We start from the raw sequence: 17,876 nt of genomic DNA on the forward strand, positions 1-17,876 counted from the left end.
GCGCCAGGCGCAATGTGTCAGTGCGTGTTTCGGAAATCGCCGCTGTCCAACACCGGTGCCACATCCAGTTCTGCCGCATCCAGCATCGCCGCGATACGTTCCAAAGACGAGATCAACTGCGCCTGCTCCCATTCCTGCAATGCCTCGAACTGCCGCACATAGCGTTGTTGCAGAGCGTCCGGCGCAGTATCCACGGTTTCTACTCCGCGCGGTGTCAGCGTGATATTGATCTGTCGCCGATCCGCTTCGGATTTGGTGCGACACACCATGCCCTGCTTTTCCAGCTTGTCGATCAATGATGTGATGGTCGCTTGCGACACGCCCATCTGCTTGGAAATGTCCTTTGGCGTCATCATGGCATTTTCGGACACGATTTGAAGCACGCGGAACTGCACGGCGGTCAGCCCTGCGGCCGAGGCCAGTTTCCGCCCATAAAGCTCTGTCGCGCGCAAAATCTTGCGCAGCGCGATCAGGCTGATGTCAGTCCGGTTCATCTTCGCCAACTCTCTGCTAACCTGCTCTATCGTGGCAGAAGCAGTAGAATGTTTCAATTCAGCGAAGTGATTTGACAGTCGTTTGTGTTCGTTTTGTTGCATCATGGCCTAAAGCTAAGGAGTTTTGCGATAATTTCAAATAGTTTAAGCATTAAACGCAAAATATACTTTGCTTCTTGAAATTTCAGACCTCACACTATATTTAGCTAATCGAAGGAAATAATGAGAGCGTGAACTTATGACCAAGCAGCTAGAATTCCGTAAGCCGACAGCCAAGGACGGGTCCGACATCTGTGACCTCATTGAGGCGTGCAAGCCGCTCGACGAGAATTCAATGTACTGCAATCTGATCCAGTGCGACCATTTCGCCGACACTTGCATTGTCGCGGAGCAAGACGGTCAAATCGTGGGTTGGATCTCGGGGCATATTCCACCTTCGCAAGATGACACGCTCTTTGTCTGGCAGGTTGCCGTTCATCCGGACGCGCGCGGGATCGGTCTTGCTGGCCGTATGCTGGCAGATCTGATCGAACGTGACGAATTGGATGATGTAAAGCAAATCCAGACGACGATCACCGGGGACAATGATGCGTCCTGGGGCCTGTTCAAGGGCTTTGCAAAGCGCATCGGTGCGGACGTTTCGGACGAACCGCATTTCACACGCAAGGATCACTTTGACGGACGGCACGCGACCGAGCACATGGTCACCATCGCCTTCCGCGAGGCTCTGCGCAAAGCAGCCTGATCCACCTCTCACCCCCCAGTCTTTTCACTCGATTGCACAATCGAAGGATACCCCATGTCTACTGAAAACATCGCCGACACCACAATTTATACACGCCGCGAATCTGAAGCGCGCAGCTACTGCCGCAGCTTCGATACGGTGTTCGCCTCTGCTTCTGGTTCGGAAATGACCGATTCCAAGGGCGAAACCTATATCGATTTTCTCGCCGGCTGCTCGTCGTTGAACTACGGGCATAACGACCCGGATATGAAGGCTGCGCTGATCGACCATATCAGCCGTGACGGGATGAGCCACGCGCTCGACCTGCACACCGATGCCAAATCGCAGTTTCTGGAGGCGTTCGAGCGCCTTATTCTGAAACCGCGCGATATGGACTACAAGGTTATGATGACCGGTCCGACCGGCACCAATGCCGTTGAGGCCGCGATGAAGCTGGCCCGCAAGGTCACTGGTCGCCGGAACATCATCGCCTTCACCAATGCGTTCCACGGCATGACCATGGGCGCGCTTAGCCTGACCGGGAACTCGTCCAAGCGCGGTGGCGCTGGCGGTGGTCTTTTGGCTGACGTGACGCACATGCCCTATGATGGCGCTTTCGGTGAGGGCGTGGATACGCTGGCGCAGATCGAAATGATGCTGTCCAACGGATCGAGTGGTATTGATGCCCCGGCCGCGTTTATTGTGGAGCCTGTCCAGGGCGAGGGTGGTCTGAACGCCGCATCGACCGAGTGGATGCAGGGCATCGCGCGTCTCGCCAAGGAACATGGCGCATTGCTGATTGTCGACGACATTCAGGCGGGTTGTGGCCGTACCGGCACGTTCTTCAGCTTCGAGAAAATGGGGATTGAGCCGGATCTTATCCCGATGGCCAAATCCTTTTCCGGCATGGGCCTGCCATTCGCGGCACTGCTGATCAAACCAGAGCATGACATCTGGAAGCCGGCTGAACACAACGGCACCTTCCGTGGCAACACCCATGCCTTCGTGACGGCACGCGTCGCGATCGAGAAATTCTGGGCCGATGACGCTTTCCAGCAAATGCTGGGCGAAAAGGCGATGATGCTGACCAGCGGATTGCAGGCCATTGCCGAGGAAGTTCCGGGCGCGTCACTCAAAGGGCGCGGTCTGATGCAGGGCATCGACGTCGGCTCTGGCGAGCTGGCCTCTGAAATCTGCGCCCGTGCCTTCGAAATGGGCCTCATCATCGAAACATCGGGTGCCGAAGACGAAGTCGTCAAGGTTCTCGCGCCGCTGACCACGCCGAACCAACTGTTCCGCAAGGGTCTGGATATTCTGCTCGACGCCACCCGCGCCACCGTGGCGGGCCACCGTCTGGCAGCACAGTAAGAAGGAAAGCCGACAATGATTGTTCGTGACTTCAACAAGATCGTAAAAGACGAAAAGACCCGTGTGGTTTCTGATGCTGACTGGACATCCGTGCGGATGTTGCTGGCAGATGATGGCATGGGGTTTTCGTTCCATATCACGTTTCTCGACGCAGGCTCGGAGCACACGTTCGAGTACAAGAACCATTTTGAGAGCGTGTATTGCATGAAGGGCGAAGGTTCGATCACCGATCTCGCGACCGGCGAGACGCATGAAATCCGCCCCGGCGTGATGTATGCTCTCGACAAGCACGACCGTCACGTTCTGCGCGCCGAGAAAGAGCTGGTCATGGCCTGCTGTTTCAACCCGCCTGTGACCGGCAAGGAAGTGCACCGCGAAGACGGGTCTTACGAGCTCGTCGACTCTTGAACGCCAGAAAAGGCCCCATCGGGGCCGGGATGGATCAACTGATGACCAAAACATCGCATACTGTCGAGAAAATCGGCGGCACATCTATGAGTCGCGTGAAAGAGCTGCGCGACACACTGATCGCCGGACCGCATCGTCAGAACAACCTGTATAACCGAATCTTCGTGGTCTCTGCCTTTGGCGGGATCACCGATCTGCTGTTGGAACATAAGAAGTCCGGAAAGCCGGGTGTCTACGCATTGTTTTCCAATGCTGATGACGATCACGGTTGGCTGGATGCGCTGACAGAAGTTGGTCGCGAAATGTCCAAGGCGCATATGGATGTGCTGGATCACGCGGCGGATCGGCAATCGGCCGATGAATTTGTGCGCGACAGGATCGAAGGCGCCCGTAGCTGCCTGTTCGATCTTCAGCGGCTGTGCTCTTACGGGCACTTTCGTTTGTCGCACCACATGATGGTGATCCGCGAGCTTCTGTCCGGTCTGGGCGAAGCGCATTCGGCGTTTGTGACCTCGCTGCTGTTGCAGCGGCATGGCGTGAACGCGCGGTTTGTCGATCTGTCAGGCTGGCGCGACAGTGCCGAGGTTGATCTGGAAACCCGGATCAAGCAGGGTCTGGCGGATGTTGACCTAACGACTGAATTGCCGATCGTCACCGGGTACGCCCAGTGTTCCGAAGGTTTGATGAAGGAATTTGACCGCGGCTATTCCGAGGTTACATTCTCCAATCTTGCGGCACTGACCGACGCGAAAGAGGCGATCATCCACAAGGAGTTTCACCTCTGTTCCGCCGATCCGCGTCTTGTGGGCGAGGAAAACGCCCGCAAGATCGGTCGCACGAATTATGATGTGGCGGATCAGTTGTCGAATATGGGGATGGAAGCGATCCATCCGAAAGCTGCCAAGATCCTGCGCCGGGCTGAAGTACCGCTGCGGGTCACCAACGCGTTTGAACCCGAAGATCCCGGCACGCTGATTGACGAAGCCCCCGCAGATGTGCCGTCGGTCGAGATTGTGACAGGTCTGGACGTGGTTGCGCTGGAACTGTTCGAGCCGGATATGGTCGGGGTCAAAGGCTATGACACTGCGGTGCTGGAAGCGCTGCGCCGTCACAATGTCCGGATCGTTTCAAAGACGTCGAATGCCAACACGATCACGCATTATGTCGAGGCGTCGCTGAAAACCGTGCGCCGCGTGTCTGCCGATCTGGAAAAGCTCTACCCGTCAGCCGAGCTGCAGGTGCGTGCGCTTGCCATTGCTTCGGTCATCGGGCGCGATCTCTCCGGATTGAAGGTTCTGTTGCGTGGTCTGACCGCGATGGACCGCGAAGATATCGAGGTTCTGGGTGCCCATCAGGGGCCACGCCGTGTGGACGTTCAGTTCGTCATCGGCCGCGACCATCTGGGCGCTGCGATCAAGACCCTGAATGCCGAATATATCGGCCAGGCCGAGCTGCATGATGCAGAGGCGAACCTGGTCAAAAAGCGCGCCGCCTGACACGCGCGCCTTTTGGACAAACAAAAAGAAAGACCGCGCCGGATTATCTCGGCGCGGTCTTTTTTTTCGTTACGCTACAGCGCAGACCGGCGTGGTCGCTTGCCTAGCTGCGGATGCCCGAGAACTGCTCTTGCCAGCCTTCGCGCTCTTCATCCGAGATTTTTCGGAAAGTCACGTCGGGGACGGTGAAGGCGTGGCCGGGGGTCAGCAGTTGCAGGGCGCCGGGCACATCGTCGGGCCAGCTGTCATCCTCGGTCTGCATCGCCTCCATCATCTGCGCTGACGCGTCGGGGATGAAGGGCGCTGACAGCACCGCATAAAGCCGGATCAGGTTCAGCGCGAGGCGGATCTGCATCGCAGCGGCCTCGGGGTCTGTCTTGAAGGTCGTCCAAGGCGCGGCGTCTTGCAGGTATTCATTCCCCGCCACCCAGATTGCCCGCAATTCGCCAGCCGACTTGCGGACATCCATTGCCTCCATATGGGCCTCATAGGCGCGGATGCGGGTGCTCAGAGTCTCGATCAGCGCCTCTTCACGCGGGCCGTAAGCGCCGCCTTCGGGCACGGCTTCGGAGAATTTCGAGCGACAGAACTTGGTCACGCGGCTGACGAAATTGCCCAGCACATCCGCCAGGTCCTTGTTCACCGAGGTCTGGAAATTCTCCCATGTAAACTCGCTGTCGCTGCTTTCTGGCGCATGGCTGAGCAGCCACCAGCGCCAATAATCCGCAGGCAGGATTTCCAGCGCCTGATCCATGAACACACCGCGGCCCTGCGAGGTGCTGAACTGACCACCGTCATAATTCAGGTAGTTGAAGCTCTTGATGTAATCCACCAGCTTCCACGGCTCGCCCGACCCCAGAATGGTCGCGGGGAAGCTGAGCGTATGGAAGGGCACGTTGTCCTTGCCCATGAACTGGGTATAGCGCACGTCGTCGGCACCCTTGTCGGTCCGCCACCAGCGTTCCCAATCGGTGCCTTTGCCCGCATCCACCCATTCCTGCGCGGCGGCGATATATTCAATCGGCGCATCGAACCAGACGTAGAAGACCTTGCCTTCCATGCCCGGCCAATCCTCGGTGCCCTTCTTGACCGGAACACCCCAGGCCAGATCGCGGGTGATGCCCCGGTCCTGAAGCCCGTCGCCGTCGGTCAGCCATTTCTTCGCGATCGAGGTGGTCAGGATCGGCCAGCCCTCGCGCGTGTCGATCCACTCTTCCAGCTGATCCTTCATCTGCGACTGGCACAGATACAGATGCTTGGTCTCGCGGACTTCCAGATCGGTTGATCCTGAAATGGCGCTGCGCGGGTCAATCAGATCCGTGGGATCAAGCTGCTTGGTGCAATTCTCACACTGGTCGCCGCGCGCCTTGTCGTAGCCGCAGTTCGGGCAGGTGCCCTCGATATAGCGGTCAGGCAGGAAGCGCCCGTCGGTGTTGGAATAGACCTGTTTTTCGCTGACTTCGCGGATCAGCCCCGCATCGGCCAGACGTCCGGCGAAATGCTGCGTCAACACCTTGTTCTGCTCGCTGGAGGATCGCCCGAAATGATCAAAGGACAGCCGGAAGCCGTCGGCGATGCCTGATTGGACCGCGTGCATCTCTGCGCAATATTCGGCCACCGGCTTGCCGGCCTTCGCGGCGGCCAGTTCGGCAGGGGTTCCGTGTTCGTCCGTAGCGCACAGAAACAGCACCTCGTTGCCGCGCGCGCGTTGAAACCGGGCGTAAAGGTCTGCGGGCAACTGGCTGCCCACGAGGTTGCCGAGGTGCTTGATCCCGTTGATATAGGGGATCGCCGAAGTGATAAGATGGCGTGCCATGAAAGTCCTTGTCTTCAGTCCGCCTTCCTCTAACGTCTAACGCGGCCAAGGACCAGAGGGCAGGGCGGGCAACCGTCCCGCCCTTTCGCGGAAACCGCCATCAGTCGTTCGATGACAACGCTGGCGCGCGGCGCATAGACAGCGCGGGTGGGGCCGTCCGATTCAGGTCACGGGCATTGGTGCCAGAGCGAAGCAGGGATGCGACAGCGATCAACGGCGTCAGGGTGCTACTTGTGCAATTGCGCCGCCCAGGTCTTGCCCGACCCTGACAGTGTGATCCGGGGCGGGTGATTTCTTGGCAATCGCGACCAAAGCGGCCTTGCCAAGCTGAAGCTGTCCGGCACATCCTTCAGGGGAGCGTCATTTTATTGCAAGGAGTCCCGTCGTCGATGGAAAACCTGCCGCCTCTTTGCCTTACGCGTTCGGCGAGGTAGACCCGCGGCATGGCATTTCTTGGTCCAGATGAATGGCAGGCGGTAGCGCTGTCGCTGAAGGTGGCCTGTCTGGCGGTCGCGGCCAGCCTGCCATTCGGGCTGGGCGTGGCGTTGCTTTTGGCGCGTGGGCGGTTTCCGGGGCGTCATCTGCTGAACGGGATCGTGCATCTGCCGCTGATATTGCCACCTGTCGTGACCGGCTATGTGCTGCTTCTGGGCTTTGGCAGGCGCGGGCCAATCGGTGGCTTTCTGGAAAGCGCCTTTGGCATTGTATTGGCGTTCCGCTGGACGGGTGCTGCACTCGCCGCGGCGATCATGGCGTTTCCGCTGATGGTGCGCGCCATGCGACTGGCGATTGAAAGCGTCGATCCAGGGCTGGAAGAGGCAGCCGCGACGCTGGGTGCGTCGCGCCTGCGCGTGTTTTTCACGGTGACGCTGCCGTTGATCCTGCCCGGCGTGATCGCCGGTGCGATCCTCGCTTTTGCCAAGGCAATGGGAGAGTTCGGCGCCACGATCACCTTCGTGTCCAACATCCCCGGCGAGACGCGCACGGTGCCGTCGGCCATCTACGCCTTCCTGCAAGTGCCGGGCGGCGAGGCTTCTGCATTGCGGCTGGTCGTCGTGTCGGTCGTCGTGGCGATGGCGGCGCTGGTGGTATCAGAAGTAATGGCGCGCAGGGTCACGGCACGGGTCGCGGGAAGATGAGCCTGTCCGTCGCGATACGCCACAGCTTTGCGGGTTTCGCGCTGGATGTCGGCTTTGCCGCGCCTGCCGGTGTCACAGTGCTGTTCGGTCATTCGGGATCGGGAAAATCGACCGTGGTGAAGGCCGTCGCGGGGCTTCTCCGGCCAGATGCCGGGCGGATCAGCGTCAATGGCCGTGTGTTGCTGGACACGGCGACGCGGGTCTCTGTCCCTGTGCATCGGCGTGGGCTAGGCTATGTTTTTCAGGACGGTCGGCTGTTTCCGCACATGACTGTGCAGGGCAACCTGACCTATGCGCGTCGTGCGACGGGTGACAGGTTTGACAGCGTTGTCGATATTCTGGGACTGGGCCGTCTGCTGGATCGGCGTCCCGGCGCATTGTCCGGCGGCGAGGCACAGCGAGTGGCCATTGGCCGCGCGCTTCTGTCCGACCCCGCGATGCTGTTGATGGATGAACCGCTGGCCGCGCTGGACGCCCCGCGCAAAGCCGAGATCCTGCCCTTTCTGGACAGGCTTTGTTCCGAATCCGGCGTTCCGATCTTATATGTCACCCACGCCGTGGCAGAGGTCGCGCGCCTGGCAAATCACATCGTCCTGCTGGAAAACGGCCGGGTGCTGCGATCTGGTCCGGCGGCGCAACTACTGGCCGATCCCGCGTTGGTGCCGCATATGGGCGTGCGCGATGCGGGCGCGCTGCTGAATGCGCGCGTGGTCGCACATCATCCCGACGGGCTGACCGAGCTGGCCGGCCCCGGAGGGCCGCTGTTCCTGCCCGGTGTCAGTCGCGCGCCGGGCGACCGCATACGCGTGCGCATTCTTGCGCAGGACGTCATCCTGACGAGGACCCGGCCGAAAGGTCTGTCGGCGCTGAATATCCTGGAAGGCACGATCCGCACCATGCATCACGGGGACGGTCCCGGCGTGGTGGTTCAGCTTGCCGTGGGTGACGAACATTTGCTGGCGCGGATCACCCGCCGCAGTGCCGAGACGTTGGAACTGGCCACAGGACAGACGTGCTTTGCCGTGTTGAAATCCGTCGCCGTGTCGCAGGTCGATATAGCCGAGCCCGCACCAAACCCGTAACACGACCGCTGTCGCCAGAGCCACTCCGGCCAATGGTATCGGACGGCGCATTCGCAATTCAAACCCGGCGCGGCTCACCTTATGGTCTGCCGGGTTCGCAACAGGAGAATGACAGAATGAAGATGAAGCCGCTCGGCCGCACCGGTCTTAGCGTGTCAGAGTTTTGCCTCGGAAGCATGACCTTTGGCGTTCAGACGCCGCAGGACGAGGCGCATGCGCAGATCGACCGGGCGCTGGCCGCAGGTATCAACTTCATCGACACCGCAGAAATGTATCCGGTGAACCCGGTCAAGGCCGAAACCATCGGCCTGACCGAAGAGATCATCGGCACCTGGTTTGCCCGCACGGGCCGCCGACAAGAGGTGATCCTGGCCACCAAACATTCCGGCGAAGGGCAAAAGAAGGTCCGGGATGGCGCGCCGATTTCCGCAAAGACGATCCGCGAGACACTTGAGGGATCGCTGAAACGGCTGAAGACCGATTATGTCGACCTTTATCAATTCCACTGGCCCAACCGTGGCAGTTATATGTTCCGGAAAAACTGGCACTACGATCCGTCCGCGCAAAACAAGACCGATACCATCGCGGACATGGAAGAATGTATCGACGCGTTGCAAAAAGAGGTCGTGCGCGGCACGGTCCGGCATTTCGGCATGTCCAACGAAAGCGTTTGGGGCACGATGATGTGGAACGCCATCGCCGACCGGATGGGCGGCCCGCGCATTCAGACGGTTCAGAACGAATATTCACTGCTTTGCCGGTTGGCCGACACCGATCTGGCAGAGATGTGCGTCAATGAAGATGTGGGACTTTTGCCGTTTTCGCCCTTGGGATGCGGCTATCTGACCGGCAAGTATCAGGGTGGCAAGATCCCCGAAAAGTCGCGTATGTCGCTGAACCCGGACATGGGCGGACGCCGGAATGATCGTGTATTGACCGCAGTTGAGGCCTATCTGGACGTCGCGCGCAACTTTGGGTTGGATCCGGTGCATATGTCGCTGGCCTGGTCGGCGCGGCGTCCGTTTGTGGTTTCCTCAATATTTGGAGCAACGACACTTGCACAGTTGGATCACCTGTTGGGGGCGGCTGATGTGACGCTTTCGTCCGAGCTGCTCGACGCGTTGGATGTTGCGCATCGCGCGCATCCAATGCCTTACTGAGATTTGCCCCGGAATTGTGCAAGTTACGCCGAGACGGCGCGAGAGCTGCGACCGGTCTCGTGTTCTGAACACGATGTCTGGATTGCTCTGGCCAAGCCTCTGAAATCAAGGCAATAGAACCGGATGGAACCTTGGATAATCCTGGCGGTCGCGGCGGCGGCCTTTCAGACATTGCGCTTCATGCTGCAAAAGCACCTCAGTACCGGCACGCTGTCTTCGGGCGGGGCGACGCTGGCGCGGTTTGCCTATTCGTTGCCATTCATTTCCGCGTTGACCCTGGGCTATATCGTCTGGACCGGTGCGGACGTGCCGCAGCTGACGGGCAAGTTCTGGGCCTACGCGTTGACCGGCGGTCTGGCGCAGATCCTGGCGACATGGTGCGTGGTGGCGCTGTTTGCACAGCGCAACTTTGCCGTCGGGATCACCTTCAAGAAAACCGAAGTGATCCAGACCGTTCTGGTCGGGTTGCTGGTCCTGGGCGACCGGGTCAGCTTGCCAGCCTTCGGTGCCATCGTGCTGGGGCTGGTCGGCGTTCTGGTGCTGTCCGACAGCGCGGCAATGGCCGGGGGCTGGACGCGGCGGTTGTGGAACCGGGCGGCGGGGCTTGGGCTGGCGTCCGGTGCGTTCTTTGCGATCTCTGCCGTGGGCTATCGCGGTGCGACGCTGGAGGTTGCCAGCGACGATCCGCTGTTGCGCGCCGGGGTGGCGTTAGCGGTTGTGACCGTGGCGCAGACACTGGCGCTGGGTCTGTGGTTGAACTGGCGCGAACCGGGACAATTGGTGGCGTTGTGGCAAGCCCGGCGCACCGCCGTCTGGATGGGGATCACCGGCATGGCGGGTAGCCTGTGCTGGTTCACCGCATTCACGCAGCAAAACGCGGCCTATGTTTTCGCGGTTGGCCAGATTGAGGTGATCTTCTCGCTCGCGGCCTCTGTTCTGGTGTTCCGCGAAACGATCAGCCGTCGCGAGGGGATTGGCATCGGTCTGCTGACCGCCAGCATTCTGGGCCTTATTCTGCTGAACTAGGGGGGCGGCCACGCAGGCGCAAAAACAGGCTTTCCTCGTTATCGTCCCGGAAAAACGGCACGGAACTCGGCGGATTGCTGTCGTGAAGGCGCGCGGCAACCTCTGCCAGCACCACTTCGGTGATGAAGGGCAGGTCGAAATTCCGCACGTCGCTGAGCGAGATCCACTGAAGATGGCTTAGCTCGTCGCAGGCCCCGTCAAAAGAGTCCGGATCAGAGGCAAGCGCTTCGGCCCGCAACAGGAAGAAACGCGCATCGAAACGGCGCGGGCGTCCCGGCGGCGTTATCGCACGGAACACGAATTGCAGCGCCTGCGCGTCGGGTACATGGCCGGTGGCGGCAAAGCCCTGCCAATCGGCAGGCGGAGGGAAGGGCCAGTCACCGGGCAGGCCCAGAATCTGACCTGTTTCTTCCCATAATTCGCGGATCGCAGCCGCGGCCAGGCCAGCGGCGGTGCCCGGCGCGGCATCTTCTTCCAGCCGGTTGCGACAAACGGCGCTGAGCGTTGCCGCCAGCGGCACTTGCGCGTCACCAGCATCAACCGCGCCGCCCGGAAACACGAACTTGTTGGGCATGAAGGCGGCCTTGGCACCGCGTTGTCCCATCAACACGCGCGGCCCGTCTGTGCCGTCGCGCACCACAATCACCGAGGCCGCGTCGCGCAGGGCCGTCTTGTCCGCCATCTCGTTCACGTTGTCGCCTTCCCATGCCAAGAGGTTCAGACGCGGGAGAATCCGTGCATGTACCGCGCCCATTGAAAGCCCACGATCATGCCCTTGAGCCTGGGCAAAAGATAGAGTGATAGCCCAACGCAGCCAACCGCCAATATCGTGAACAGTATCAGGGGTTCGGGCCGGAACCTGACAAAGGCGACATGCATGACCGGAGCCATCAGATGGGCAACGATCAGGATCGTCAGATAGGCCGGGCCATCATCGGCACGGTGATGATACAGCTCTTCGCGGCAGACGGGGCAGGTGTCACGCACCTTCAAGTAGCCGCTTAGCAAGGGGCCATTGCCGCATTTCGGGCAACGCCTGCGCCAACCCTTCATAAGGGCGGGCATGGTGGGGCGCTCTGCCGCCACATTTACATCATCGAATGCCATTGCAAATCCTTGTGACTCAAGCGCCAAAAATGGTCAAAGCGCACCGCAAATAAAAGTGGACATCCTGTCCTTGCGTCCGGATGTCGCAAATCACGGCCACGTCATCGGTCGTGATGAAGAAAGCTGCGGATTACCGACGGAATGCCGCGGCCACGGCGTATCAGTTTCCAGTAAGCCGATCGGAAGGCCGGTTTCGAAGCCGTAAGACAAAGGAAAATGACGATGAAACGCACCACAATCTTCACGACACTCACCGCCGTTGCAATTGCAGTCGGCACCGCCGCTGTTGCCCATGGCGACGGACATCGCGGTGGCAACGGCCTGATGATGGACCGGCCTGATTTTTCCGAACTGGACACCAATTCGGACGGCGTACTTAGTCCGGAAGAGCTGGCCGCGCCGCATGCCGCCCGTTTTGCGCAAGCGGACGGCAATGGTGACGGGATGCTGAGTGCTGAAGAAATGGCTGCCCATGCCGAAACGATGCGCCAGCAGCGCGCTATTCGCGGTGCTGAACGGATGATCGAACGAATGGATGCCAATGACGACGGGCAGCTCAGCGTCGAAGAAATGACCGTGCGTGCGGATGGCAAAAGCATGTTCGACCGTCTGGACAAGGACGGGGACGGCACGATCTCGGAAGAGGAATTCGCTGACGCCGGCAAAGGTGGCAAGCGGATGCGCGGCCATGACGGCGGACACCGTGGCGATCATGGTGGCAAGAAGCGTCACGGTCACGGCGACGACTGAGCCCACCGGGTCGGGCCGCAAATGGCCCGGCCCGCATTGCACCAACGCCCAACACAGGCTAGCCCTTGACGGACAATGGACATGCCCTTTGACGCCATGAGTGAGGTTTCTGACGATGCGCTGCTGGTGCTTTACGCCAATGGCGATGCCGCCGCGGCGCGCGCGCTGACCACACGTCTGACGCCGAAGGTTCTGGGCCACGCTTACCGGATGCTGGGCGACCGGGCCGAGGCCGAAGACGTCGCCCAAGAGGCGATGCTGCGTCTTTGGCGGATCGCAGCAGAGTGGCGGCAGGGTGAGGCGAAGGTCACGACCTGGCTTTACCGCGTCGTGGCGAATCTCTGTACGGACCGGCTGCGAAAGCGGCGCTCTGTCGATATCGACTCTGTGCCGGAACCCGAAGATCCGGCGATCGGTGCCGAACAGGGCTTGCAGCAGGTGGCGCGCGCCGAAGCGCTCCAGGCCGCGCTGGACAGCCTGCCAGAGCGGCAGCGCGAGGCAGTGGTGTTGCGACATATCGAAGGTCTGGGCAATCCCGAGATTGCCGAGATCATGGACATCAGCCCGCGCGCGGTCGAAAGCCTGACCGCGCGGGGCAAACGGGCACTGGCCGAGGTCTTGGCCGGGCGACGGGAAGAACTGGGGTATCAAGATGACTGACAAACAGCAGGATAGCGACGGGCTGGAAGCGTTCTTTGACGCGGCCCGCAATACCGCGCCCGACCCCGATGCAGCCTTCATGGCGCGCATTCTGGACGATGCGTTGTCGGTCCAGGCCGAGGCTGTGGCACCCCCCCGGCCAGCCACGAAACGCGAAGGCCCTTTCAGCCAGATCCTGCGCGGCATCGGTGGCTGGCCTGCCCTGACCGGATTGGCCGCGGCGACAGTCGCCGGAGTGTGGGTCGGGGTAAACCCGCCTGCGGCCGTGTCGGATCAACTGGCCTCGCTGATCGGAACGGGCAGCGTCAGTACCGATGCGGACAGCGATTGGTTGCTGGATCCGCTGACCGAATATGACATTGCGATGACGGGGGGCTGAACCATGAGCGACATCAAAGAACCTTCGGACGGAAGTGGACAACGCAGGATTTGGCTGCGGGTTTTGCTGTTTGTTTCGCTGGCGCTCAACCTGCTGATCGTCGGCATTGTGTGCGGCGCGATGCTGCTGAAACCGGATCACGGTCGGCGCGGCGGCCCGCGCGACATGGTTGCCCCCTATACGCGGGCGCTGAGCGACGCCGATCGTAGCGCGCTTGGCAAGCGTTTGCGCGAAGGTCTGGCCTCTCGCCATGAAGAGCGGGGGCTTCTGGCTGAAGATTACCGCGCGGCGTTGGAAATACTGCGGACAGAACCGCTTGATCAGACGGCATTGGACGAGGTGCTTTCGCGTCAGTCCGAACGCGCGCACCAGCGCAAGCTGATGGGACAGCGCGCCTTGTCCGAAAGGCTTGCCGAAATGTCCCCCGATGAGCGCGCCGGCTTTGCCGACCGGCTGGAGGATGCGCTTGATCGGCTGGCGAAAGGCGGCGATCGGTCTTGGCGCCCTCACGATCGCTGACCCGCTTGCCGGCGCGGGATGGCGTCGGGGCTGCATGAAATCAGTTCGCTTTGATCCGCGCGAATGGCATTGGCTGCGGATGAACGTCAGACGATCGGCCTATTGCACACCAAGCGCTCAGGCGGCATCCCGGCTCAGCGTGACCTTGTTACGTCCGTCCGCTTTGGACGCATAAAGCGCACGATCGGCGAGTGTCAGCAGGTCGCTGTCATCGCAGCCGCGCCCGGCGGTGAAAAGTGGTCCCATCGCCATGCCGATGCTGGCTGTCGCGCGGATCGGGACATCGTGACCGGGCGCAAGAAACGGCGTATGGCGGATCACTTGACACAGTCTTTGTGCCGTGCGGCGGGCGCGATGGCTGCCGGTGTCGGGCAGCACGATCAGGAATTCCTCGCCGCCGATGCGCGCGACCAGATCCACGGCACGCAGGTTCTCTTTCAACTGACGTGCCACGCCGGTCAGAACGGCATCGCCCGCAGCATGGCCATGCAGATCGTTGATCTGCTTGAAGTGATCAAGATCAGCGATCAGAACGGCAAAACGGCGGCCCGAACGATGCGCCTCTTCCGAAATGCGCGCCAGATGCGGCAGGGCATAACGACGATTATACAGTCCGGTGAGCGGGTCCGTCACCGCCGCGTGTAATCCATCGCGCATGGTGGCGCGCAGCCTGTCGGCGGTACGTTTGCGGGAGATCTGGTTTTCCAGCCGCAGGGCCAGCTCGTCGGGGTCGAAGTCCCCGGCCAGAAGGTCATTGCCGCCCAGATCCAGCGCGCTTGCGGCTGCCTGTCGCGTCTCGCGGTCGCATAGAACCAGCATCGCGCAGTGTCGCGTCGCGCTGCGGGAGCGCAATTCCGACAGCGTGCCCAGCCCGGTTTCGGGGATCAAACGAGGCAGGGTGACGATACAAACATCCGGAGCCTTGGTGCCGCCTGTATCTTGCGCCAGCATCTCTCGGGGACTGCGGATCTCTATGCGATGGGACACGCGTGCCTTCAGTTGCTCCAGCCACAGCTCGACCTCGGAAGGCTGGTCGGTTACCACAGTCACCCACGCGGGCATCTCGAACCCGGCGCGCGGTTCGGCAAAACCGAGCGCGCGTTGCGTTCCGTCGCGCAGACGCAATTCGCGTTCGGCATCCCGGTCGCGCAGCAGGTTGCGGATCCGGGCCAGCAACATCATTTCGCTGACCGGGTGGGACAGGACGTCATCCGCCCCGGCTTGCAGTGCCTCAACGCGGGCGCGCATGTCATCGGGCGGCGTGAGAAAGATCAGCGGCACCGTTTCGGTTCTGGGGTCGGCGCGCAGCCGCCGCGCGAAGTCGCTGGCCTGCATGCTGCCGACCTGGCCCAGAAGGATGACATCGGGGACTTTTTTCGCACAGGCCGCAAGCGCATCGGTCCCTGACGTGACCTGTTTCACAGAGTAATATGCCGCCGCCAGCTTGACGCGCAATACGATCCTGTTGGTAGCAACTTCATCCACTATCAGGACCGTCTGAGGCATTTCGAGTTCCATCCGTGCTTGCATCCAGGCTTGGGTAAGTTTTTATTCGAATTGGTTAAGAATACCTTTCCGAAGGATGAACTAATGGCACTCTCGAAAGACCGGGCAGAGATCGTCGGCGTGCAGGCGCTCGGCTGGCTGGCGGGCAATGAAGAGCTTCTTCCGATCTTCCTGGGATCGACGGGCGCAAGCACAGAGGATCTGCGCGCCAACGTGCAGGAGCCAGAGTTTCTGGGCTCGGTGCTGGATTTCGTGCTGATGGATGATGCCTGGGTTGTCGCGTTTTGTGACGCAGCAGGTATAGATTACAATGACATAGCCAATGCCCGCGCCGCCCTTCCGGGTGGAGAGCAGGTCCATTGGACATGACATTGCGCGCTGATGCGATCCTGTTTGACAAGGATGGCACGCTGTTTGATTTCCGCGCTACCTGGGATGTGTGGGCGGGTGGGGTGCTGGAACGGCTTGCAAAGGGCGACGCGGAACGGCTGGAATGGTTAACCGCTGCCATCGGATACGATCCCGTGATCGGCGGATTCTTGCCGGAAAGTCCGGTGATCGCAGGCACCAACCGGCAGGTGGCAGCACTGATGTTGCCGGGACTTGACGGATGGACCCTCGGCGGGCTGGAACGATTCCTTTCCGAGGCTGCTGAAACAGCGCCTTTGGTCGAGACGGTGCCGCTGCCGCCGTTGCTGGCGCGATTAAGGCAGGCCGGCCTGTCGCTTGGCGTGATGACCAATGACAGCCAGCGAACGGCGCACGCGCATCTGGTCGCCGCCAATATCGGAGATGCGTTTGACTTCGTCGCGGGTGCAGATAGCGGGTTCGGCGCAAAACCGTCGCCGGACCCTTTGCTGTCTTTTGCATATGCGGTGGAAAAGGCACCGGAGCGGGTGGTGATGGTCGGTGACAGCGCCCATGACCTTATGGCAGGGCGTGCGGCCGGGATGCAGACGGTGGCTGTTCTTACTGGCCCGGCCACGCGGGCAGAGCTTTCGCCGCTTGCGGATGTTGTGCTTCCGAACGTCGGAGCGTTGCCGGACTGGCTGGGGCTGGCACATGCCAACGCATCTTAGCTGTCCGTAACCGAACTTTATTGCTTGTGCGGGCGGAAATGGCTGACCCTGCTGTGTGATAGTGCGTACACGGGCTCGGGCCTCGAAGATGCTTGCCGGTTGGTGAATGGGAGCACATGTCCCTTACCGTCCGCTCAGGCAGGCATACGCGAAACGGATCATACTTTTGTCAACTCCGCTTCGAGCAATTGCACGAAGCTTTCGCAAACCGGCGTCATCGGGCGATCCCGTTTGCGGATGAGTTGATATGGCGACAGGATCAGGCTTTCCTTCATGTCGAGTACGGCCCAGTTGCTGGTGTTGTTTGGAACCAGAAGCTCATAGACCTCCTGCGTGATCGCGGCGATTGCATCGGTGTCCTTGAGATAGGCAAGGGCCACCATCAGGGAGGACGTATCGATCGTATCTCCCGGTATGCGCAGACCACGATTGGTGAACGCCTGATCGACGGCTTCGCGGACCGGCATTCCACTGGCCTGAATAACCCAGCGCAATCCGGCGAGTTCATCAAGTGCCAACCCGGACAGCCCGACAAGCGGGTGCCCGGCCCGAACCAGAAATCTTATTTGTTCAACACGGCCGGCGCGGATCAGGAACGGGCGTGCGTCGGCATGGCGCGGCAGGCGGCACAAGGCAATGTCCAGATCGCCGCGCAGCAGATGTTCGATCAGATCGACACTTGGCGCAATATCGACGCTGACCGTGGCCAGACGGGCCATGGCTTTCAGCTTTTGCACCGCTGGCACGACAAAGCCAACCGCCGCGCCGGTGACGGCACCTATGCGCACCACACCCGCCGTGCCTCGGCGAAACGCATCGACCTCGATGGCAATCCTGTCAATATCTCCCACCAGTGTCGTGGCATGGCGCATGATGACCTCTCCGATCAGGGTCGGGCGCATACCTTTCGCGTGGCGTTCGAACAGCGGCTCGCCGATGATGCGCTCGATCTCGGCAAGGGTTCGCGACGCGGCGGGCTGGCTGACCGCAAGTTGCGTGGCGGCGGTGGAAATCTGGCCGGTCTCGGCGATGGCCTGCACCAAGCGAAAATGTCGGAGCCGAAGCTGGGAGGTCAAAGTCATCATATGCATGATATACCTGAATTGGTATGAAAGTCGCCAAATCTTTCATTTGAATGTTATGTCGAAACCTCTTTAGGATTT

General features: G+C 60.7%; 20 protein-coding genes. 14 read left to right on the top strand and 6 right to left on the bottom strand.

Features of this window, described 5'->3' with window-relative positions:
- Positions 1 to 17 precede the first annotated feature (17 nt).
- Positions 18 to 494 carry a MarR family winged helix-turn-helix transcriptional regulator gene (locus ACN0WV_RS12780; protein ID WP_084353952.1) on the bottom strand — a complete coding sequence of 159 codons (477 nt, stop codon included), beginning with the start codon at positions 492 to 494 and terminating at the stop codon, positions 18 to 20.
- Positions 495 to 732: 238 nt separating this feature from the next.
- Here ACN0WV_RS12780 and ectA point away from each other — a divergent pair, with 238 nt between their 5' ends.
- From ectA to ACN0WV_RS12800, 4 genes are read left to right on the top strand one after another with little or no spacing between them, the layout of a single operon-like run.
- Complete coding sequence (gene ectA, locus ACN0WV_RS12785) at positions 733 to 1,239, top strand: diaminobutyrate acetyltransferase (protein WP_417606262.1); 507 nt, start codon at positions 733 to 735, stop codon at positions 1,237 to 1,239.
- 54 nt (positions 1,240 to 1,293) lie between these two features.
- On the top strand, positions 1,294 to 2,586 hold the full coding sequence (gene ectB, locus ACN0WV_RS12790) for a diaminobutyrate--2-oxoglutarate transaminase (RefSeq protein ID WP_417606263.1): 1,293 nt from the start codon (positions 1,294 to 1,296) through the stop codon (positions 2,584 to 2,586).
- Positions 2,587 to 2,601: 15 nt separating this feature from the next.
- Positions 2,602 to 2,994 (top strand): ectoine synthase, encoded by a 393-nt coding sequence (locus ACN0WV_RS12795; RefSeq protein WP_084353955.1) that lies wholly within the window; start codon positions 2,602 to 2,604, stop codon positions 2,992 to 2,994.
- A 41-nt stretch (positions 2,995 to 3,035) separates the two neighbouring features.
- A complete protein-coding gene (locus ACN0WV_RS12800; RefSeq protein ID WP_084353988.1) occupies positions 3,036 to 4,490 on the top strand; it encodes an aspartate kinase in 1,455 nt (484 codons plus the stop codon).
- 103 nt (positions 4,491 to 4,593) lie between these two features.
- Here ACN0WV_RS12800 and metG read toward each other — a convergent pair whose 3' ends face one another.
- On the bottom strand, positions 4,594 to 6,306 hold the full coding sequence (gene metG / locus ACN0WV_RS12805; RefSeq protein ID WP_417606265.1) for a methionine--tRNA ligase: 1,713 nt from the start codon (positions 6,304 to 6,306) through the stop codon (positions 4,594 to 4,596).
- 443 nt (positions 6,307 to 6,749) lie between these two features.
- Between metG and modB the strand changes: the two genes are divergently transcribed.
- The 4 genes from modB to ACN0WV_RS12825 all read left to right on the top strand — a co-directional run bounded on the left by modB (position 6,750) and on the right by ACN0WV_RS12825 (position 10,713).
- Positions 6,750 to 7,445, top strand: coding sequence for a molybdate ABC transporter permease subunit (modB, locus tag ACN0WV_RS12810; protein ID WP_417606267.1), 696 nt, complete (start codon positions 6,750 to 6,752; stop codon positions 7,443 to 7,445).
- Positions 7,442 to 8,527, top strand: coding sequence for a molybdenum ABC transporter ATP-binding protein (modC, locus tag ACN0WV_RS12815; protein ID WP_417606269.1), 1,086 nt, complete (start codon positions 7,442 to 7,444; stop codon positions 8,525 to 8,527). The genes modB and modC overlap by 4 nt, the downstream gene beginning before the upstream one ends.
- A 116-nt stretch (positions 8,528 to 8,643) precedes the next feature.
- Positions 8,644 to 9,687: an aldo/keto reductase gene (locus ACN0WV_RS12820; protein WP_417606270.1), complete on the top strand. Its 1,044-nt coding sequence runs from the start codon at positions 8,644 to 8,646 to the stop codon at positions 9,685 to 9,687.
- Between the two features lie 123 nt (positions 9,688 to 9,810).
- On the top strand, positions 9,811 to 10,713 hold the full coding sequence (locus ACN0WV_RS12825; RefSeq protein WP_417606271.1) for an EamA family transporter: 903 nt from the start codon (positions 9,811 to 9,813) through the stop codon (positions 10,711 to 10,713).
- Here ACN0WV_RS12825 and ACN0WV_RS12830 read toward each other — a convergent pair.
- Both ACN0WV_RS12830 and ACN0WV_RS12835 read right to left on the bottom strand, forming a co-directional pair.
- Positions 10,697 to 11,395, bottom strand: coding sequence for an NUDIX hydrolase (locus tag ACN0WV_RS12830; protein WP_417606362.1), 699 nt, complete (start codon positions 11,393 to 11,395; stop codon positions 10,697 to 10,699). The two genes, ACN0WV_RS12825 and ACN0WV_RS12830, sit on opposite strands and share 17 nt — an antisense overlap.
- A gap of 35 nt (positions 11,396 to 11,430) precedes the next feature.
- Positions 11,431 to 11,820 carry a DUF983 domain-containing protein gene (locus ACN0WV_RS12835; RefSeq protein WP_084353961.1) on the bottom strand — a complete coding sequence of 130 codons (390 nt, stop codon included), beginning with the start codon at positions 11,818 to 11,820 and terminating at the stop codon, positions 11,431 to 11,433.
- A gap of 222 nt (positions 11,821 to 12,042) precedes the next feature.
- On the opposite strand from ACN0WV_RS12835, the gene ACN0WV_RS12840 reads away from it, so the two are divergent.
- From ACN0WV_RS12840 to ACN0WV_RS12855, 4 genes are all read left to right on the top strand, one after another.
- Positions 12,043 to 12,570 carry an EF-hand domain-containing protein gene (locus ACN0WV_RS12840; RefSeq protein WP_417606273.1) on the top strand — a complete coding sequence of 176 codons (528 nt, stop codon included), beginning with the start codon at positions 12,043 to 12,045 and terminating at the stop codon, positions 12,568 to 12,570.
- 75 nt (positions 12,571 to 12,645) lie between these two features.
- Positions 12,646 to 13,230, top strand: a complete 585-nt coding sequence (locus ACN0WV_RS12845) for an RNA polymerase sigma factor (protein ID WP_417606274.1) — start codon at positions 12,646 to 12,648, stop codon at positions 13,228 to 13,230.
- Positions 13,223 to 13,609: a hypothetical protein gene (locus ACN0WV_RS12850; protein WP_417606276.1), complete on the top strand. Its 387-nt coding sequence runs from the start codon at positions 13,223 to 13,225 to the stop codon at positions 13,607 to 13,609. The genes ACN0WV_RS12845 and ACN0WV_RS12850 overlap by 8 nt, the downstream gene beginning before the upstream one ends.
- 3 nt (positions 13,610 to 13,612) lie before the next feature.
- Positions 13,613 to 14,128 carry a periplasmic heavy metal sensor gene (locus ACN0WV_RS12855; RefSeq protein WP_417606277.1) on the top strand — a complete coding sequence of 172 codons (516 nt, stop codon included), beginning with the start codon at positions 13,613 to 13,615 and terminating at the stop codon, positions 14,126 to 14,128.
- A gap of 117 nt (positions 14,129 to 14,245) precedes the next feature.
- Here ACN0WV_RS12855 and ACN0WV_RS12860 read toward each other — a convergent pair whose 3' ends face one another.
- Positions 14,246 to 15,613, bottom strand: coding sequence for a diguanylate cyclase (locus ACN0WV_RS12860; RefSeq protein WP_417606279.1), 1,368 nt, complete (start codon positions 15,611 to 15,613; stop codon positions 14,246 to 14,248).
- Positions 15,614 to 15,718: 105 nt separating this feature from the next.
- Between ACN0WV_RS12860 and ACN0WV_RS12865 the strand changes: the two genes are divergently transcribed.
- A complete protein-coding gene (locus tag ACN0WV_RS12865; RefSeq protein WP_116599235.1) occupies positions 15,719 to 16,003 on the top strand; it encodes a DUF3572 domain-containing protein in 285 nt (94 codons plus the stop codon).
- The gene (locus ACN0WV_RS12870) at positions 16,000 to 16,713 is read left to right on the top strand and encodes an HAD family hydrolase (protein WP_417606281.1); all 714 of its coding nucleotides are present in this window, start codon (positions 16,000 to 16,002) and stop codon (positions 16,711 to 16,713) included. Before ACN0WV_RS12865 ends, ACN0WV_RS12870 begins: the two co-directional genes overlap by 4 nt.
- Positions 16,714 to 16,871: 158 nt before the next feature.
- Here ACN0WV_RS12870 and ACN0WV_RS12875 read toward each other — a convergent pair whose 3' ends face one another.
- Entirely contained in the window at positions 16,872 to 17,795 is a 924-nt protein-coding gene (locus ACN0WV_RS12875) for a LysR substrate-binding domain-containing protein (protein ID WP_417606283.1), read from the bottom strand.
- Positions 17,796 to 17,876: the final 81 nt, after the last annotated feature.

Origin of the sequence: Primorskyibacter flagellatus, from assembly GCF_048268605.1 — a bacterium.
Classification (GTDB): domain Bacteria; phylum Pseudomonadota; class Alphaproteobacteria; order Rhodobacterales; family Rhodobacteraceae; genus Primorskyibacter; species Primorskyibacter flagellatus.

Coding starts and splice junctions, on each gene's coding strand:
- ACN0WV_RS12845 (WP_417606274.1), top strand. CDS start 12,646: ATGGACATGCCCTTTGACGCCATGAGTGAGGTTTCTGACGATGCGCTG.
- modB (WP_417606267.1), top strand. CDS start 6,750: ATGGCATTTCTTGGTCCAGATGAATGGCAGGCGGTAGCGCTGTCGCTG.
- modC (WP_417606269.1), top strand. CDS start 7,442: ATGAGCCTGTCCGTCGCGATACGCCACAGCTTTGCGGGTTTCGCGCTG.
- ACN0WV_RS12835 (WP_084353961.1), bottom strand. CDS start 11,820: ATGGCATTCGATGATGTAAATGTGGCGGCAGAGCGCCCCACCATGCCC.
- metG (WP_417606265.1), bottom strand. CDS start 6,306: ATGGCACGCCATCTTATCACTTCGGCGATCCCCTATATCAACGGGATC.
- ACN0WV_RS12780 (WP_084353952.1), bottom strand. CDS start 494: ATGAACCGGACTGACATCAGCCTGATCGCGCTGCGCAAGATTTTGCGC.
- ACN0WV_RS12820 (WP_417606270.1), top strand. CDS start 8,644: ATGAAGATGAAGCCGCTCGGCCGCACCGGTCTTAGCGTGTCAGAGTTT.
- ACN0WV_RS12795 (WP_084353955.1), top strand. CDS start 2,602: ATGATTGTTCGTGACTTCAACAAGATCGTAAAAGACGAAAAGACCCGT.
- ACN0WV_RS12855 (WP_417606277.1), top strand. CDS start 13,613: ATGAGCGACATCAAAGAACCTTCGGACGGAAGTGGACAACGCAGGATT.
- ectB (WP_417606263.1), top strand. CDS start 1,294: ATGTCTACTGAAAACATCGCCGACACCACAATTTATACACGCCGCGAA.
- ACN0WV_RS12865 (WP_116599235.1), top strand. CDS start 15,719: ATGGCACTCTCGAAAGACCGGGCAGAGATCGTCGGCGTGCAGGCGCTC.
- ACN0WV_RS12825 (WP_417606271.1), top strand. CDS start 9,811: ATGGAACCTTGGATAATCCTGGCGGTCGCGGCGGCGGCCTTTCAGACA.
- ACN0WV_RS12840 (WP_417606273.1), top strand. CDS start 12,043: ATGAAACGCACCACAATCTTCACGACACTCACCGCCGTTGCAATTGCA.
- ectA (WP_417606262.1), top strand. CDS start 733: ATGACCAAGCAGCTAGAATTCCGTAAGCCGACAGCCAAGGACGGGTCC.
- ACN0WV_RS12800 (WP_084353988.1), top strand. CDS start 3,036: ATGACCAAAACATCGCATACTGTCGAGAAAATCGGCGGCACATCTATG.
- ACN0WV_RS12870 (WP_417606281.1), top strand. CDS start 16,000: ATGACATTGCGCGCTGATGCGATCCTGTTTGACAAGGATGGCACGCTG.
- ACN0WV_RS12875 (WP_417606283.1), bottom strand. CDS start 17,795: ATGACTTTGACCTCCCAGCTTCGGCTCCGACATTTTCGCTTGGTGCAG.
- ACN0WV_RS12830 (WP_417606362.1), bottom strand. CDS start 11,395: ATGGCGGACAAGACGGCCCTGCGCGACGCGGCCTCGGTGATTGTGGTG.
- ACN0WV_RS12850 (WP_417606276.1), top strand. CDS start 13,223: ATGACTGACAAACAGCAGGATAGCGACGGGCTGGAAGCGTTCTTTGAC.